This window comes from Sphingopyxis sp. BE235 (assembly GCF_031457175.1).
Taxonomy (GTDB): domain Bacteria; phylum Pseudomonadota; class Alphaproteobacteria; order Sphingomonadales; family Sphingomonadaceae; genus Sphingopyxis.
Genome location: NZ_JAVDWC010000005.1, coordinates 182,313 through 198,199, shown reverse-complemented (window position 1 = coordinate 198,199; position 15,887 = coordinate 182,313). Strand labels below are relative to the sequence as shown.

Genomic DNA, 15,887 nt, shown 5'->3' with positions numbered 1-15,887 from the left:
GAAGCGATGGGAGAATGCGATGCGTGTCGGCTTTCTGGCTCTTTCGGCGGGATTGATCCTCGCCAGCCTGCCCACGGCATCCGACGCACAGCGCGCCGATAACGACATCTTCCCCCGCTCGATCGCGCTCCAGCAAGAAGGTCACAAGGCGCAGGACGCCGGCGATCTCGACACCGCGATCGGTTTTTATGAATCGGCGCTCGCCGCCGACCCGCGCAACCGGTCGGCGATCATCGCGCTGGCGCAGGTCGCGCGCGCGCAGGGGCTGCCGGGCAAGGCGATCGGGCTCTATCGCGAGGCGCTTGTCCTCGAACCCAACGACATTGTCGCGCTGACGGGGCAGGGCGAAGCGCTCGCCGACAAGGGCGCGCTCGAGCTCGCGCGCGAAAAGCTGGCCGAAGCACAGCGCGTGTGCAGCGACAAATGCCCGCAGGTCGCGGCGCTCGAAAAGACGATCGCGTCGAGCGCGTCGAAGCGCGTCGTCGCCGCCGAAGTGCTGGTGCCGAAGCCGGTGGTCGCAACTGTCGGGACGACCAGCAGCAAGAATTGACCGCCGGCATTGGAAAATAACCGTCGCCCCCGCGAAGGCGGGGGCCGCAATCGGCCTTGTAAAACATTTCCAGCGGCCCCTGCCTTCGCAGGGGCGACGGTTTAGCCCAGCGCCCGCGCCAGTTCGACCCATTCGGCAACGCTGACCGTCTCCGCGCGCCGCGTCGGTTCGATGCCCAGCGCCTCGGCGGCGGCAACCGCACCCTCGACGCCCTTCAGGCTCTGCCGCAGCATCTTGCGCCGCTGGCCAAATCCCTTTTCAGTGAGCTTCGACAGCAGCTTCGGAGCGACGCCGTCGGGCTGGTCGGCGGGCGTCACATGGACGATCGCCGACATCACCTTCGGCGGCGGGGTGAAAGCCGAGCGGTGGACTTTCATCGCGATCTTCGCGGTCGAGCGCCACTGTGCGAGCACCGCCAGCCGCCCGTAAGCGTCCGCCCCGACCGGCGCGACGATGCGCTCGGCGACCTCGAGCTGGAACATCAACGTCAGCGATAGCCAGCGCGGCGGCCAGGCCGCGGGCTCCAGCCAGCGCGTGAACAGCGCGGTGCCGACATTATAGGGCAGGTTGGCGACGATATGATAGGGCGCGCCGCCGGTCAGCGCGTCGACATCGACCGCCATCGCATCGTCGGCGATTACCGTCAGTTGCCCCGGAAAGGCCTCGCCGAGCTCGGCGAGCAGCGGCAGGCAGCGGTCGTCGCGCTCGACCGCGATCACCTTGGCTCCGGCGCGCAGCAGCGCGCGCGTCAGGCCGCCGGGACCGGGACCAACCTCGAACACCGTGGCGCCGGCCAGATCGCCGGGGATCGCCGCGATGCGATCGAGCAATTGCTCGTCGAACAGGAAATTCTGCCCCAGCGCCTTGCTCGCCTGCAGACCGTGCGTGCGCACCGTCTCGCGCAGCGGCGGTAACGGAACCTGGGGCTCGACGGTCACTTTGCCGGCGCGTAGCTGCGCTCGCGCGCCGCGGCGAGCTGGGCCGCCATCGCGATCGCCGCGATCGTCGGCCCCGGATCGGCGGTGCCGGTGCCCGCGATATTGAACGCGGTGCCATGGTCGGGCGAGGTGCGGATGATCGGCAGGCCGAGCGTCAGATTGACGCCGTCGTGGAAATGCAGCGCCTTGAACGGGGTCAGCGCCTGGTCGTGATAAGGGCAGAGCAGCGCATCATAGTTCGCGCGAATGGCGGGTGCGAACAGCCCGTCGGCGGCGAGCGGGCCGTCGACGATGATCCCTTCCTCGGCCAGCTGCGCGACCGCGGGCACCATGATGCGCTCTTCTTCGCTGCCCAATTGCCCGCTTTCGCCCGCGTGCGGGTTGAGGCCGGCGAGCGCGATACGCGGCGCGTCGATTCCGAAATCGCGGCGCAGCCCGCGCGCGACGATCCGCGCCTTGGCGACGATCAGTTCGACGGTCAGCCGTTCGGACACTTCGGAGAGCGGAATATGCACGGTGAGCGGGACGACGCGCAGGCTGGGACCCGCCAGCATCATCACCGCATTGGTCGCGGTGACGCCGCAGCGTTCGGCGATGAATTCGGTCTGTCCGGGGTGCGTATAGCCGATGCCGTGGAGCGCATATTTGGAGACCGAACCCGTGACGAGCGCCGAACTCGCCTGGTTGCGGGTCAGCCCGATCCCGGTCTCGAGCGCATGGAGCGCACAGGTCGCCCCCGCCGGGGTCGGTACGCCGGGGGTCAGCGGGCCGCTGTCCTCCAGATGCCAGACGGGCAGGGCATCGCCAAACGCCCGCACCACCTCGTCCATGTCGCCGACGCGTGCGACCGGGCCGTCCCAGACGGCGGTGATCGCCGCCGCGTCGCCGATGGCGACAAAGGGGGGCAGGTTGTTTTCGCGGCGCGCGGCCCATGCGCGGGCCGCGACTTCGGGGCCGACGCCGGCCGGGTCACCCATGGTAACCGCGATCGGCCGTCGATTGCTGAAATCAGGCATAGGGTCAGCTATATTCGATCACGGCATCCCGGCGCAGGTCGCGCAGATAGCGCTGGGCCCGCTTGTTGACCTTGTCTTCCAGCAATTTCTGTTCGATCTGCTCGAGGTTCGGGGCGGTGGCGGTTTGCGGCATGTCGCGGCCGCAGAGCACGAGGACACTGACGCCTTCGTTCGCGGCGCCAAAGGGCTGCGTCGTCTGGCCGATCTGCAGGCTGGCGAGCGTCGCTTGCAGCGGCGCCGGCAGCGCGCGCATCTCGATATTGTCGCGCGACACGACGGTGGCGCCCAAGCCCTGCGCCACCGCGTCGGCCGCGCCGCAACCGGCGATGCCGCGCGTCTTTTCGGCAAACTGGCTCGCCAGTTCCGAAGCCTTCGCGGGGGTGGTGCCCGCCGGGAAATCGAGCGAGATCTGCTTGAGGCTGAGGATCGCGTCGCGCGGATCGGCGGTCAGCACCTGCCGCCGGTCGATCATCAACATGATCGAAATCCCGCCCGGCACCTCGATCGGGCCGACGAGCTGGCCCGGCGCCATCTGCGTTGCCGCCTCGCCCATCGATCCGGGCAGCTGTCCGGCCTTTACCCAGCCCAGATCGCCGCCGACGACGGCGGTCGAGGCTTCTGAAAACTGGCGCGCATAGGCGGCAAAGCTGCCACCGGCCTGCAACGCCTGGATGATCTTCTTGGCATTTTCGGTCACTGCCGCAGCGGTTTCAGGGGTCGACGACAGATAGATTTCGCCGAGGTGGAACTCGTCCTGGCCCTTAGTCCCGGTCATCTGGTCGGCGACGATCTTGACCTCTTCGGTCGACACGTTGGTCGTCGACTGGATGTTACGCGACAACAGGCGGTCCCAGGCGAACTCGCCGCGGATCTGCTGCTTCACCGCCGCCGCCGACGAGCCTTTCGACGTAAGATAGCTCGAAAACTGCTCGGGCGTCTGCTTGAAACGCGTGGCGAGGCGGGCGAATTGCTGGTTCACGACATTCTCGTCGATCGTGATCTCGGCCGCCTTGGCTTCCTGAATCTGCAGTTTTTCGTCGATCAGGTTGCTGAACACCTGGCTGCGCAGCCGTTGGACTTCCTCGGGCGGCAGTTCGACATTGTTGTTGGCGATGCGGATCAGCGCCATGCGCTGCTCGATATCGGTCGCGGTAATGATCTCGCCATTCACCGTGGCGGAAGGGCGATAGACGTTCGGCTTGGCATCACCGAAAAGCTGCACATTGCCCGGGATGTTGAGGCTGGTCGTCGGAACGTCACTGTCTGCAACGGTCTGGGCCACCACGGGCGTTACGCCAACTGCAGCCAGCGCGATCAGGCCGGTCATGGTCGAAAATTTGGTCATCTTTACCCTATTCGAGAAAGTCCGGACGCTCCGTATCAGCGGAAACGCCCGATGGTCCAGCGCAATCCGCCAAATAGACCGTTTGATGCCGGGACATAGGCCGCAGACGCTGAACCTAGGCTGAGCGAATGCCGTCAGAACCCCAGATTGCGGAAGGCGATGCGGAACGAGAAGCTGTTGCCGCGCCGCGCGTCGCCGGTGTCGGCATAGTCGCGGCGCCAGGTCAGCGCGATCGACAGGCAGTCATCGTCATAGGCGACGCCCAAACGGTGGCGAATCGGCTCGAAACCGTCGGCGCTGCTGAGCGGATCGTCGGTTCGCTGCGTCAGATCGACGATTGCCGACCCGAAGACCGACCAGTGTTTCGCGAACGCGACGCGGCCGCCGGCGCGTACTTCCTCGCGGTCCTGCAAATCCTCGCCGAGCAGCAGGATGTCGCGGTTGAGCCGCGAATATCCGAGCACGGCATAGGTCGAGCGGCTGCCGATCGTCGCGTCGAATTCGTTGCGGCGGATCGCGAAATTATCCTTGTCGAGCCGGTAGCGGTGAGTCAGGCGCAGAAAATCGCGATAGGCAACCGTGGTGCGCCCGACGATGTCCGACGTCCGGTCGGTCAGACCGGTGCCGTCGGGAAACAGGCCGGGCTTGTCCGACAGGCGATAGCTCTGGCCGACGACGCTGCTGATGTTGAAGCCCGGCCGGCTGTAATTCCATTCGACACCATAGGTGATGCGCGCGCCGTCCTCGAACCGGTCGTGGCCGTTGAAGCGGTTGATCGCGAACAAATTGCTGTCTTCGAGGTCGAAGGCGCGCGAATCCTCGTTCGGGATGTCGATATTTTCGATCGGCGGCGTCGCGACGATCTGGACGCGCGGGGTCAGCGTTTGCGTGCCGCCCGCGAATTCGCCGATGAAGGGCCAGCGCATGTCGGCCGCGACCGCGGCGATCGCGCGCGCCTGCCAGCCCGACTTGCCGCGATAGCCGGGGATCGCGGTCAGCAGATTCTCGTCGCTGTGATAGACGTCGCCGCGCACCAGGGCGGTCAGCGTCACTTCCTGACCCAGCCCCGTCAGCCCGCGCAAATCCCAGCGCGCGCCGGCAAAGGCGCGCTGCGTGTCCTGCCCCGCGGTGCGGCCGATTGCGAGTGTGTTGAGCTGCAGCTCGAACTGCCCGCCAAAGATCGGATCGGCAAGCCGCTGGCGATAGTCGATGATCGGCAGCGCGATCGGCTGCTGGCCCTGTTCGTCGTTGCGGCGCAGCGTCTGCGTCGCCCAGCCGGCGATCGACAGGTAGCTATTGCCCCCGATCCGCTCGAGCTCGAAGGTCGAGCGCAGCCGGTCGTCGCGGCTGATGTCATAGCGGCGCATGAAGGTGCGGTCGGTCGCGATGCGGCCCGAATAGGTCAGGCTCCAATGCGGGTCGAACTGGAACTTGCCCGCGCTCTCGAGGTAGCCGCGGAAGCGCTTTTCGCTGTCGGGATCCTCGCCGGTCAGCGGGACGAGCGAGCCATAGGTGGCATAGCCGTTGATGCGGAACGACCCGATGTCGGTCAGCGCGCGGAACTCGCCTTCCAGCATCGGCGCCGCGCTGGTGTAGAGGTGCGGGGTGATCGTGATGTCGCGGTCGGATGCGAGCCGCAAATAATAGGGAACCGCGATTTCGAACCCGTTGCTGCGGTCGAGCCGGATTTCGGGCACCAGGATGCCGCTGCTCGGCTCGTTATTGATCGAATGGCTGAGGCCGGGAAGCGGGATCAGCGGCAGGCCGAAAATCTCGACGCGCGCGCCCTTGTAGCGGACCTTGTTCTCCGCCCGGTCGTACAGCACCTTAACGGCGCGAATCTGCCAGCTCGGATTCTTGGGGCAGCCTTCGTCATCTTCGACCGGGCAGGGGGTATAGGCGGCGTTCTCCAGCTCGATATTGCCGTTGTCGAAGCGCGTGCCCTTGACCGCGGCGAGCCGCGATCCATTGTCGAGCACGACGAGCATGTTTTCGACGACCCCGTCGCGCAGCGTGTCGGTCAGTTCGATCTTGTCGCCATAGGCGGTGTCGCCCTCGGGGTTCTTGATGACGACATTGCCCTCGGCAAAGACCTGGCCCGTCTTTCGGTTCCAGGTGACCTTGTCGGAACGCATCTCGACCGCTTCGCGGTTCATCTGGACATTGCCCTCGGCAACGACGACTTCGGTGTCGCTGTCATAATTCAGATTGTCGGCGGCGAAACCGATCTGGTCTTCGTCCTTGACCGCGGGGGCATCGGTCGTTGTCGGGACGACGTCGGGCGTTTGCAGCTCGGGTTCGCCCACGACCTCTTCCGGCTGGGCCGGATTCGCTTCGGTCTGGGCCAGCACGGGGCAAGCGGCCAGGGCCGCGCCGCTCGCCGTCGCCAGCCAGAAGGGCCGCGCACGCGCTGCTTGTTGGAACAAAGCCCAGCTCATTTTGATATCTTTGTCCCGCACCTTATTTAGCGTCCACCCGGCTTGGACCGGCAGCTTTGTTTTTGCAACTCGCAAGCGAAACCCCTATCGGTCCGCCACGTTCCAATCAATCATCGCATAAGAAAGTTAAGGCATGGACATTCAGTTTGTCGCGCAAATCGATGCGTCTGCCGACGTCGTCGCATTTCCGGTCCGCAAGGGCGAGGCCGGCGCGCTCGGCGCGCTGCTCGGCGCCGCGGCGGCACAGGCACGCTTCGACGGCGTCGCGGGTGCGATTGCCGAGACCGCGGCGATCGACGGCGACCAGGCGAAGCGCCTGCTGCTCGTCGGCATCGGCGAGGGCAGCGAGCAGGATCTTGAGCGCGGCGGTGCGGCGCTGACGGCAAAGCTGCAGACGAGCGGCGCGACCGCGGTCCAAGTCGATTTCGCCAGCACGGGTCAGAGCGACGCCGACGACGTCCTCGCCTTCGCAATGGGCGCGCGCCTGCGCAACTGGCGCCTCGACACCTATCGCACGCGCCTCGCCGAGACGGCGAAGCCGAGCCTGAAGACGGTGACGATCGCGTCGCCCCACGGCGACCTGCCCAGCCGCTGGGCCGAAAATGAGGCGATTGCCGATGGCGTCGCGCTCACCCAGACGCTCGTCGCCGAGCCGCCGAACATCCTCTACCCCGAGACGTTCGTCGAACGCTGCCAGCACCTGACCGACCTTGGCGTCGAACTCGAAATACTCGACGAACGCCAGATGAAGGCGCTCGGCATGGGCGCGCTGCTCGGCGTCGCGCAGGGCTCGACCCGCCCGCCGCGCCTGCTCGCGATGCGCTGGAACGGCGGCAATCCGGGCGATGCTCCGGTCGTCTTCGTCGGCAAGGGCGTGACCTTCGACACTGGCGGTATCAGCATCAAGCCCGCCGCGGGCATGGACATGATGAAGTGGGACATGGGCGGCGCGGGCGCCGTCGCGGGCGCGATCAAGGCGATCGCGGGCCGCAAGGCGAAGGCGAACGTCGTCGGCGTCGTCGGTCTTGTCGAAAATATGCCCGACGGCAATGCGATGCGCCCCGGCGACGTCGTTTCCACCATGTCGGGGCAGACGGTCGAGGTGCTCAACACCGACGCCGAGGGCCGCCTCGTCCTGTGCGATGCGATCAGCTGGGCGCAGAGCGCCTATAATCCCAAGGTGATCGTCGATCTCGCGACCTTGACCGGCGCGATGGTGATCTCGCTCGGCCACGAATATGCGGGCATCTTCGCCAATGACGACACGCTCGCGGCCGACTTGCTCGCCGCGGGCGAGGCGAGCAACAACAAATTGTGGCGTTTCCCGCTGTCGCCCGCGTACGACAAGCTGATCGACAGCCCGATCGCCGACATGAAGAATATCGGCCCGCGCGAAGGCGGCTCGATCACCGCGGCGCAGTTCCTCAAGCGCTTTGTCGGCGAAGGCGTCGCCTGGGCGCATCTCGACATTGCGGGCATGGCATGGGCCGACAAGGACGGCCCGGTGTGGGCGAAGGGCGCGACGGGTTACGGTGTGCGCCTGCTCGACCGCTACATCGCCGCCAATCACGAAGGCTGATGTCTTTCAGCTCGTCATTTCGAATCCCACTCGTCGCCCCCGCGAAGGCGGGGGCCGCTGGCAGCTTTAATCCGTTGCCGCTGCGTAAACCGGCGGCGGCCCCCGCCTTCGCGGGGGCGACGTAGCGACTATGCCGCGCGTCGACTTTTACCGGCTGACCCGCGACCCGGTCGAACGGGTGCTCCCCGCGCTCGCGACGCGTATATTGGCGAATGGCGACCGCCTGCTGGTGGTCGCCGCGCCCGCGATGCAGCGCCAGGCGATCGATGAGGCGCTGTGGACGCTGACCCCGGCCAGCTTCCTGCCGCACGGCCACGCGGGCTCGCCCGACGAGGAGATCGAACCGATCCTGATAGCGGGCACGCTCGATCCGTCGCCGCCCAACCGCGCGACGCTCATCGCGCTCGCCGATGGCGAATGGCGCGAGGAGGCGCTGGGGTTCGAGCGCACCTTTCTGCTCTTCGACAACAGCCGCATCGACGACGCGCGCACGCTCTGGCGCACGCTGGCGGCGCGCGACGACGTCGACAACCGCTTTTGGAAACAGGACGAAAACGGCCGCTGGTCCGAAGGGCCGTAACGCGCCCACGCTCTATCCTTGCGATACGGCCAAAGCGCCGCTAGAGGCGCGCGCATCGCAGACCATAATAACACAGGAGCTTCCCCCATGGCGGTCACTCGCACCTTTTCGATCATCAAGCCCGACGCCACGCGCCGGAACATCACCGGCGCCGTCACCAAGATGCTGGAAGACGCCGGCCTCCGCGTCGTCGCGTCGAAGCGCATCCACATGAGCCGCGAACAGGCCGAAGGCTTCTACGCGGTCCACAAGGAACGCCCCTTCTTCGGCGAACTCGTCGACTTCATGATCAGCGGCCCCGTCGTCGTCCAGGTCCTCGAAGGCGAGAACGCGATGCAGGCGAACCGCGACATCATGGGTGCGACGAACCCCAAGGACGCCGCTCCCGGCACGATCCGCAAGGAACTCGCCGAAAGCATCGAAGCGAACACGGTTCACGGTTCGGACAGCGACGAGAATGCGGCGATCGAAATCGCCTATTTCTTCAAGCCCGAAGAAATCGTCGGCTAGTAGGGTTTTCTTCGAATTGGCGGACCGGGGTAAACGCGGCTAGTAAAAGCGCCGCTTACCTCGGTCGCCATTCTCTCTTTTTTCAAGCGCGCCCTCGGTGAAATATTTTGGTATTTTGCAGGGGCGTCTTTCTGAAGCGTAACGATCCCCGTATCTATCGCTTTTACAACAGCCATGAGCTGTCGCCCGCGGCGAACTATTTGAGATGCGTGGTTTGAAAGCGCCCCCCTGTTGATCGGGACGAATTTTGATTCTTTGTTCCGCTGGCGCTTTAGGTAACCAAACGAGCCCTTTTGGGTAACTCCCGGACCTTCTTCTATCGCTTGGCTATCAAACGGCTTCCCTCCATCGCCGACAAGTGTAACCTCGATGCCATCAGAATATATGGTTCGGTGCACATAGTGTGAATGCACATATAAGTTGCGCTGCCTCCAGAGATCTTCAATCTTGCTCAGTAAGCGCTCTACGACTCTAGCATGAAGATCCTCTTGAATTGAATATTCTGCTACCGCCGAGATAAGTTGTATTCGTTGGGAGAAGGTCGTGATCGCATAAAGAGCTGCTTCACCTGCGTGATCGACACGCAGAAAGCGCCCAAGAAGCTCAGCCAACCCTTTTTCCAAGGCTGCCCATCGAACATTGATAAGTCCAATCGCGGCAACGGCTTCGGGCTCTAGTTCTAAGGGGCTATGCATCAGAATTCCTCTACGGCCCCCATCAGCCCGGCCAGCTTCTTCGGCGCGACCGACAGCCAGCTCTTGCGCAGCCATTCACCGATCGCATCCCAATCGGTATCGCCGAGGTCGAGGCGGATGCCGACCCAGCCGTCGCCGAAATAGGCGGGGCGGTAATAGCGGTCTTCGTCGAGCTCGATCAGCATCGCCTGTTCTTCGCCGCCGCTGATCTTGACGAGTATCGCGATCTTGCCGTCGCCATGATGATCCTCGGTGAAATAGGCGAATTTCTTGCCCTTCACGATGCCGAAGCAGGGCATGCCGTGCGAGGTCACCTCGTCGGCCTCGGGCAGCGCCATGGCGAGTTCGCGCACGCGGCCGCGCAGATAATCGGGCGACTGCTCGCGCGTCACGAACGCCGCGAGCGTGGCGGGGTAAAGCTGATGCTCGGCGAACTGCACCCGCCGCGCCAGCGTTTCGACGGTATCGCCGGGCAGGATCGCGACCGGCGTCTGCGCGAGGACCGGACCTTCGTCGACGCCGGGCGTCACGATATGGACGCTGCATCCGCCGAATTTGTCGCCAGCTTCGATCGCTTGGCCGTGCGTATTCAACCCCTTGTAAAGCGGTAGCAAGCTCGGGTGGATGTTGATCATCTTCCCGGCCCAGCGCGCGACGAAATCGTCGGACAGGATGCGCATATAGCCGGCGAGCGCGACGAACTCGGCGCCCGCCGCGCGCAATTGCTCGTCGACCAGCGTATCGAACGCGTCGCGGTTCATGCCCCTGTGCGATACGCCCCACGTCGCGAGGCCCTCGGCCTCGGCGATCTTCAGGCCGGGCGCTTCAGGATCGTTGCTGCCGACGAACACCAGTTCATAAGGGCAATCGGCCGCTTTCGCCGCATAGAGCAGCGCCGCCATATTGGTGCCGGCGCCCGAAATCAGGACGGCGACACGCGCCTTAGCCATTATGCGTGGCGCTCCACGCGCCCATCGCGCTCCAGGTTTCGGCGCTACCCGTCACGGTGCAGCCTTTCTCGCCTTCGGCGATATGACCGATCCGGAAAACCGTCTCGCCCGCGGCTTCGAGCGCCACGGTAACAGCTTCAACATCGGCCTCGGCGACGACCACCGCCATGCCGATCCCGCAATTGAAGGTGCGCGCCATTTCCTCGGGCTCGATATTGCCCTGCGCCTGCAGGAAGGCCATCAGCCGCGGCTGTTCCCACGCGTCGGCATCGACGTGCGCATGAAGGGTTTTTGGCAGGATGCGCGGAATATTCTCGAGCAGTCCGCCGCCGGTGATATGCGCGAGCGCATGGATCTTGCCGGTCTTCACCAGCGGGAGCAGGCTCTTCACATAGATGCGCGTCGGCGCCATCAGCGCGTCGATCAGCAGGATCGTCTGGTCGAACAGCGCAGGGCGATCGAGCTTCCAGCCCTTGTCCGCCGCGAGCCGCCGCACGAGCGAGAAACCGTTCGAATGCACCCCCGACGAAGCGAGGCCGAGAATCACGTCGCCCGCCGCGACCTTGTCCGCGGTCAGCACCTGATCGCGCTCGACCGCGCCGACGCAGAAGCCCGCAAGGTCGTAATCGCCGTCCGAATACATGCCCGGCATTTCGGCGGTCTCGCCGCCGATCAGCGCGCATCCGGCCTGCTTGCAGCCCTCGGCAATGCTCGCGACGACTTCAGTCGCGACGTCGTTGTCCAGCTTTCCGGTTGCGTAATAATCGAGGAAAAACAGCGGCTCGGCGCCCTGAACGATCAGGTCGTTCGCGCACATCGCGACGAGGTCGATCCCCACCCCGTCATGCTTGCCCGATTCGATCGCGAGTTTGAGCTTGGTGCCCACGCCGTCGTTCGCCGCGACGAGCAGGGGATCGTTGAACCCCGCTGCCTTCAGGTCGAAAAAGCCGCCAAAGCCGCCGAGATCGGCGTCGGCACCGGGTCGGCGCGTCGCACGGGCGAGCGGAGCAATGGCACGGACCAGCGCATTGCCGGTCTCGATCGATACGCCGGCCCCAGCATAAGTGTAGGGGGCGGGTTGGTTGTGCTTGGAATCCATGGCCCGCGCGACTAACGCTTCCGGCCGATAAATGCCATGATTTCCTTGTCGGGGCCCGCGCTTTTGGGCAAAGCATAGAGAAGATATGATTTCGGCTGCTTTCCCCCGCTTCGCCCCGAGCTTCGCCTTCGACGCCCTGCGGGGCCGCGATTGGCGCTGGGCGGCGCTTTTCGGCCTGTTCTTTGCGATTCTGCTCGTTGGCGTGGTCGATGGTCAGATCACTCGCGGCGACCGCGGCATCACCCCGATCAACAGCAGCGGCGATTTCCTGACGAGCGGCATCATGGTCGACGTCACCGGCGACAATGCCGACGATGCGCGAACCAAGGGTTGGCGTGAGGCGCAGCGCCTGGCGTGGGCCCAGCTTTACCGCAAATTGAACGGCAGCGACGGCCCCAAACTCGGCGATTCGGTGCTCGATGGCATCGTCACCGCGATCGTCGTCGAGGAAGAGCAGATTGGCCCGCGCCGCTATGTCGCCCGGCTCGGCGTCCAGTTCGACCGCGTGCGCGCAGGCCAGATTCTCGGCGTCAGCGGCCGCACTTTGCGCTCGCCGCCCTTGCTCGTCATCCCCGTCTATTCGATCGACGGCATCCCGCAGGTGTTCGAACAGCGCAGCGCATGGCAGCGCGCGTGGGCCGAATATAATACGGGGCAGAGCGCGATCGATTATGTCCGCACCGCGGGCACCGGCGCCGATACGCTGCTGATCAACGCGGGTCAGACCGGCCGCCGCGGCCGCGTCTGGTGGCGCGTGATCCTCGACCAATATGGCGCCGCCGACGTGCTGACGCCGATCGCGCGCGTCGAATATTCCTATCCCGGTGGCCCGATCAAAGGCCATTTCACCGCGCGCTTCGGCCCCGACAGCAAGCTGATCTCCACCTTCACCATGACCGGGCCCAGCCCCGCGGCGCTGCCCGACATGATGGAAAAGGCGGTCGCGCGGATGGACCGCATCTATATCGACGCGCTCGCGGCGGGCGTGCTGCGCACCGATACCTATCTCGTCCTCGAAAAGCCGGTCGAAAAGGAAGACCTGCCCGAAGAGATCGCGGCCGACGACGAGATGCTGCCCAGCGAAACCGATGCGAGTGTGCCGACGACAACCGCCGTCGGGGTACAGAGCTTCACCGTCCAGTACAGCTCGCCCGACGTCGATTCGGTCACCGCGACCGAACGCGCGGTTGCGGGCGCCGCGGGCGTCCAGTCCGCCTCGACCACCAGCCTTGCGCTCGGCGGCACCTCGGTGATGCGCGTCAGCTTCCGGGGTGACCTCGCCGCGCTCGGTGCGGCGCTCGCCGCACGCGGGTTCAAGGTGCAGGAAGGCGGCGGTCAGCTCAGGATCAGCCGCTGATGGCGCGCGCGTCCCAGATTGCGCTGCCGCTCGATTGGAGCGCGGGGGGCAGTAACGACGGTCCGCTGATCGTCGGCACCAGCAACGCCGATGCCGTGCGCTACCTGCGCCACGTCGCAACATGGCCCGTCCGCACGGCGGTGCTCACCGGACCGCGGGGATCGGGGCGCAGCCTGATGGGCCGGCTCTTCGCGCGCGACACCGGCGGAAAAATCATCGACGGGCATGACAGCGTTTCGGAAGAAGAGATTTTCCACGCGTGGAACGCCGCGCAGGCCAGCGGCTCACCGCTGCTGATCATAGCCGATGCGCCGCCGTCGGAATGGAATGTCGCGCTTCCCGACCTTCGTTCGCGCCTGGCGGCGGTGCCGGTGCTCGCGATCGGCGATCCCGACGACTGCCTTGCGCGCGACCTGATCGAGGCGCTGTTCGCGCAGCGCGGCATGGCGCTTGCGCCGGGCGTCGCCTCCTATATCGTGCCGCGGATGGAGCGCAGCTATGCGATGATCCACCGCGTCGTCGCGGCGCTCGATGCCGCATCGCTCGAAAAGGGCGGCGGTATTAGCATTCGTCTTACGCGTGAAACATTACTGTCACAGGGGCTCATCGATCCCGATTTGCTCGAACGACAGGATGACGCGACATGTCGATAACCGGCGGCCCTTTGCGCGCAGACAATGATGCCGATACCGCGGCGACGCCGCCCAGCTTTGGCCCCGAACGCTTCTTCAACCGCGAACTCTCCTGGCTCGCCTTCAACCGGCGGGTGATGGAGGAGGCGCGCAACCCCGCGCATCCCTTGCTCGAACGTCTTCGTTTCCTGTCGATCTCGGGCAGCAACCTCGACGAATTCTTCATGGTCCGCGTCGCGGGGCTGAAGGGGCAGCAGCTTCAGGGGATCGACGATCCTTCGGCCGACGGCCGCTCGCCGGGGCAGCAGCTTGCCGAGATCGAGGCCGAGGTGAACCGCCTCGTCGACCAGCAGCAGAGCGAATGGCAATTGCTCCATCGCCAGCTTGGCGAACAGGGCATCATTGTCCACGGCACGGGGTCCGACAAGGAAGCGCTGCGCACCGCCTTGCGCCAATATTTCATCGACCAGATTTTCCCGATCCTGACGCCGCAGGTACTCGATCCGGCGCATCCATTCCCCTTCATCCCGAACCGCGGCCTCGGCGTCATCTTCGATCTGCAGCGCAAGGCGACGGGTGACACGATCCGCGAACTGGTGATGATCCCTTCCTCGCTGGCGCGTTTCGTGCCGGTCCCGGGGCAGCCGGGCGCGTTCGTGCCGATCGAATATCTGATCGAGATTTTCGGCGACCTGCTGTTCCCCGGTTTCACCATCCGCTCGTTGGGTGTGTTCCGCATCATCCGCGACAGCGATATCGAGCTGGAAGAAGAGGCCGAGGATCTCGTCCGCCTGTTCCGCACCGCGATCCGCCGCCGCCGCCGCGGCCGCGTGATCTTGCTCGAACTCGAAGCCGACATGCCTGGCGAAATCGCCGAGGTGCTCAACGCCGATATTCAGGGGCACGAGGCGATCGTCGCCAAGATCGGCGGCTTCATCGGGCTTGCGGCGCTGTCGGCGCTCGTCGATGTCGATCGCCCCGACCTCAAATTCCCCGCCTATTCGGCGCGTTTCCCCGAACGCATCCGCGAACATGGCGGCGACTGTTTCGCGGCGATCCGTTCGAAGGACATCGTCGTCCATCACCCCTATGAAAGCTTCGACGTCGTCCTGTCTTTCCTACGGCAGGCGGCGGCCGATCCCGACGTCGTCGCGATCAAGCAGACGCTCTACCGCGCCGGCAACCAGTCGCCGGTGATCCGCGCGTTGATCGAGGCGGCCGAGGCGGGCAAGTCGGTCACCGCGGTCGTCGAGCTCAAGGCGCGCTTCGACGAGGAGCAGAATCTGCTCTGGGCGAACCAGCTCGAACGCGCCGGGGTACAGGTCGTCTACGGCTTCATCGAGTGGAAGACGCACGCCAAGATTTCGATGGTCGTGCGCCGCGAGGGGCAGGGGTATCGCACCTATTGCCACTTCGGCACCGGCAATTATCACCCGGTGACCGCGCGCATCTATACCGATCTCAGCTTCTTCACCGCCGACCCGCGCGCGGGTCGCGACGCGGCGCAGCTGTTCAATTACATCACCGGCTATGTCGAACCCGAACGGCTCGACCTCATCACCATGTCGCCGCTCAACATGCGCGCGCATCTGTCCGACCTGATCGACGCCGAGACGGCGGCGGCGAAGGCCGGCTTGCCGTCGGGCGTATGGGCCAAGATGAACAGCCTCGTCGACCCCGACATCATCGACAAGCTTTACGAGGCGAGCGCTGCGGGCGTGCCGATCGAACTGATCGTGCGCGGCATCTGCTGCCTGCGCCCCGATGTGCCCGGGCTGTCCGAAACGATCCGCGTCAAATCGGTCGTCGGGCGCTTTCTCGAGCACAGCCGCGTGTGGGCCTTCGCGAACGGCGCGGCGCTGCCGCATCGCGGGGCAAAACTCTACATCAGCAGCGCAGACTGGATGCCGCGCAACTTCGACCGCCGCGTCGAATATATGATCCCGATCGAGAACCCGACCGTCCACGACCAGATTTTGGACCAGGTGCTCGTCGCGAACCTGATCGACAATGAACAAAGCTGGATCCTGCAGTCCGACGGCACCTCAGTGCGGGTGAAGCCGGACGACAAGCCATTCAATCTGCATCATTATTTCATGACGAACGCGTCGCTATCGGGTCGCGGAACGGCGCTCCACAAGCGCCACGACGTCCCGACCCTCGCCTTCAACACGCGCGAAGATTGACGAAATTGACCC

The 15,887-nt window shown here is 65.1% G+C and carries 14 protein-coding genes; 7 read left to right on the top strand and 7 right to left on the bottom strand.

Features of this window, described 5'->3' with window-relative positions; all coding sequences use genetic code 11:
* Positions 1-19 precede the first annotated feature (19 nt).
* Complete coding sequence (locus J2X38_RS19455) at positions 20-550, top strand: tetratricopeptide repeat protein (RefSeq protein WP_310256456.1); 531 nt, start codon at positions 20-22, stop codon at positions 548-550.
* Positions 551-651: 101 nt separating this feature from the next.
* Here J2X38_RS19455 and rsmA read toward each other — a convergent pair whose 3' ends face one another.
* The 4 genes from rsmA to J2X38_RS19435 form a co-directional block, all read right to left on the bottom strand.
* The gene (gene rsmA / locus J2X38_RS19450) at positions 652-1,488 is read right to left on the bottom strand and encodes a 16S rRNA (adenine(1518)-N(6)/adenine(1519)-N(6))-dimethyltransferase RsmA (protein ID WP_310256454.1); all 837 of its coding nucleotides are present in this window, start codon (positions 1,486-1,488) and stop codon (positions 652-654) included.
* Positions 1,485-2,504, bottom strand: coding sequence for a 4-hydroxythreonine-4-phosphate dehydrogenase PdxA (gene pdxA, locus J2X38_RS19445; RefSeq protein WP_310256451.1), 1,020 nt, complete (start codon positions 2,502-2,504; stop codon positions 1,485-1,487). Before pdxA ends, rsmA begins: the two co-directional genes overlap by 4 nt.
* Positions 2,505-2,508: 4 nt before the next feature.
* Complete coding sequence (locus tag J2X38_RS19440) at positions 2,509-3,849, bottom strand: peptidylprolyl isomerase (RefSeq protein WP_058536064.1); 1,341 nt, start codon at positions 3,847-3,849, stop codon at positions 2,509-2,511.
* Positions 3,850-3,983: 134 nt separating this feature from the next.
* On the bottom strand, positions 3,984-6,287 hold the full coding sequence (locus tag J2X38_RS19435) for an LPS assembly protein LptD (protein ID WP_310256449.1): 2,304 nt from the start codon (positions 6,285-6,287) through the stop codon (positions 3,984-3,986).
* Between the two features lie 133 nt (positions 6,288-6,420).
* Between J2X38_RS19435 and J2X38_RS19430 the strand changes: the two genes are divergently transcribed.
* The 3 genes from J2X38_RS19430 (at position 6,421) to ndk (ending at position 8,956) form a co-directional block, all read left to right on the top strand.
* Positions 6,421-7,866: a leucyl aminopeptidase gene (locus J2X38_RS19430; protein ID WP_310256447.1), complete on the top strand. Its 1,446-nt coding sequence runs from the start codon at positions 6,421-6,423 to the stop codon at positions 7,864-7,866.
* Positions 7,867-7,996: 130 nt separating this feature from the next.
* Positions 7,997-8,446: a DNA polymerase III subunit chi gene (locus tag J2X38_RS19425; protein WP_310256444.1), complete on the top strand. Its 450-nt coding sequence runs from the start codon at positions 7,997-7,999 to the stop codon at positions 8,444-8,446.
* Between the two features lie 87 nt (positions 8,447-8,533).
* Positions 8,534-8,956 carry a nucleoside-diphosphate kinase gene (gene ndk, locus J2X38_RS19420; protein WP_037518700.1) on the top strand — a complete coding sequence of 141 codons (423 nt, stop codon included), beginning with the start codon at positions 8,534-8,536 and terminating at the stop codon, positions 8,954-8,956.
* On the opposite strand, the gene J2X38_RS19415 is transcribed toward ndk, so the two are convergent.
* From J2X38_RS19415 to purM, 3 genes are read right to left on the bottom strand one after another with little or no spacing between them, the layout of a single operon-like run.
* Positions 8,953-9,651: a hypothetical protein gene (locus J2X38_RS19415; protein WP_310256437.1), complete on the bottom strand. Its 699-nt coding sequence runs from the start codon at positions 9,649-9,651 to the stop codon at positions 8,953-8,955. The genes ndk and J2X38_RS19415 overlap by 4 nt on opposite strands.
* Positions 9,651-10,601, bottom strand: coding sequence for a phosphoribosylglycinamide formyltransferase (gene purN, locus J2X38_RS19410; protein WP_310256435.1), 951 nt, complete (start codon positions 10,599-10,601; stop codon positions 9,651-9,653). The genes J2X38_RS19415 and purN overlap by 1 nt, the downstream gene beginning before the upstream one ends.
* Positions 10,594-11,700, bottom strand: a complete 1,107-nt coding sequence (gene purM, locus J2X38_RS19405; RefSeq protein WP_310256433.1) for a phosphoribosylformylglycinamidine cyclo-ligase — start codon at positions 11,698-11,700, stop codon at positions 10,594-10,596. Before purM ends, purN begins: the two co-directional genes overlap by 8 nt.
* Before the next feature lie 85 nt (positions 11,701-11,785).
* On the opposite strand from purM, the gene J2X38_RS19400 reads away from it, so the two are divergent.
* From J2X38_RS19400 to J2X38_RS19390, 3 genes are read left to right on the top strand one after another with little or no spacing between them, the layout of a single operon-like run.
* The gene (locus J2X38_RS19400) at positions 11,786-13,057 is read left to right on the top strand and encodes a heavy-metal-associated domain-containing protein (RefSeq protein ID WP_310256431.1); all 1,272 of its coding nucleotides are present in this window, start codon (positions 11,786-11,788) and stop codon (positions 13,055-13,057) included.
* Positions 13,057-13,710: an HdaA/DnaA family protein gene (locus J2X38_RS19395; RefSeq protein WP_058536071.1), complete on the top strand. Its 654-nt coding sequence runs from the start codon at positions 13,057-13,059 to the stop codon at positions 13,708-13,710. The genes J2X38_RS19400 and J2X38_RS19395 overlap by 1 nt, the downstream gene beginning before the upstream one ends.
* The gene (locus tag J2X38_RS19390; protein ID WP_310256429.1) at positions 13,701-15,875 is read left to right on the top strand and encodes an RNA degradosome polyphosphate kinase; all 2,175 of its coding nucleotides are present in this window, start codon (positions 13,701-13,703) and stop codon (positions 15,873-15,875) included. The genes J2X38_RS19395 and J2X38_RS19390 overlap by 10 nt, the downstream gene beginning before the upstream one ends.
* The last annotated feature ends 12 nt before the right edge of the window (positions 15,876-15,887 follow it).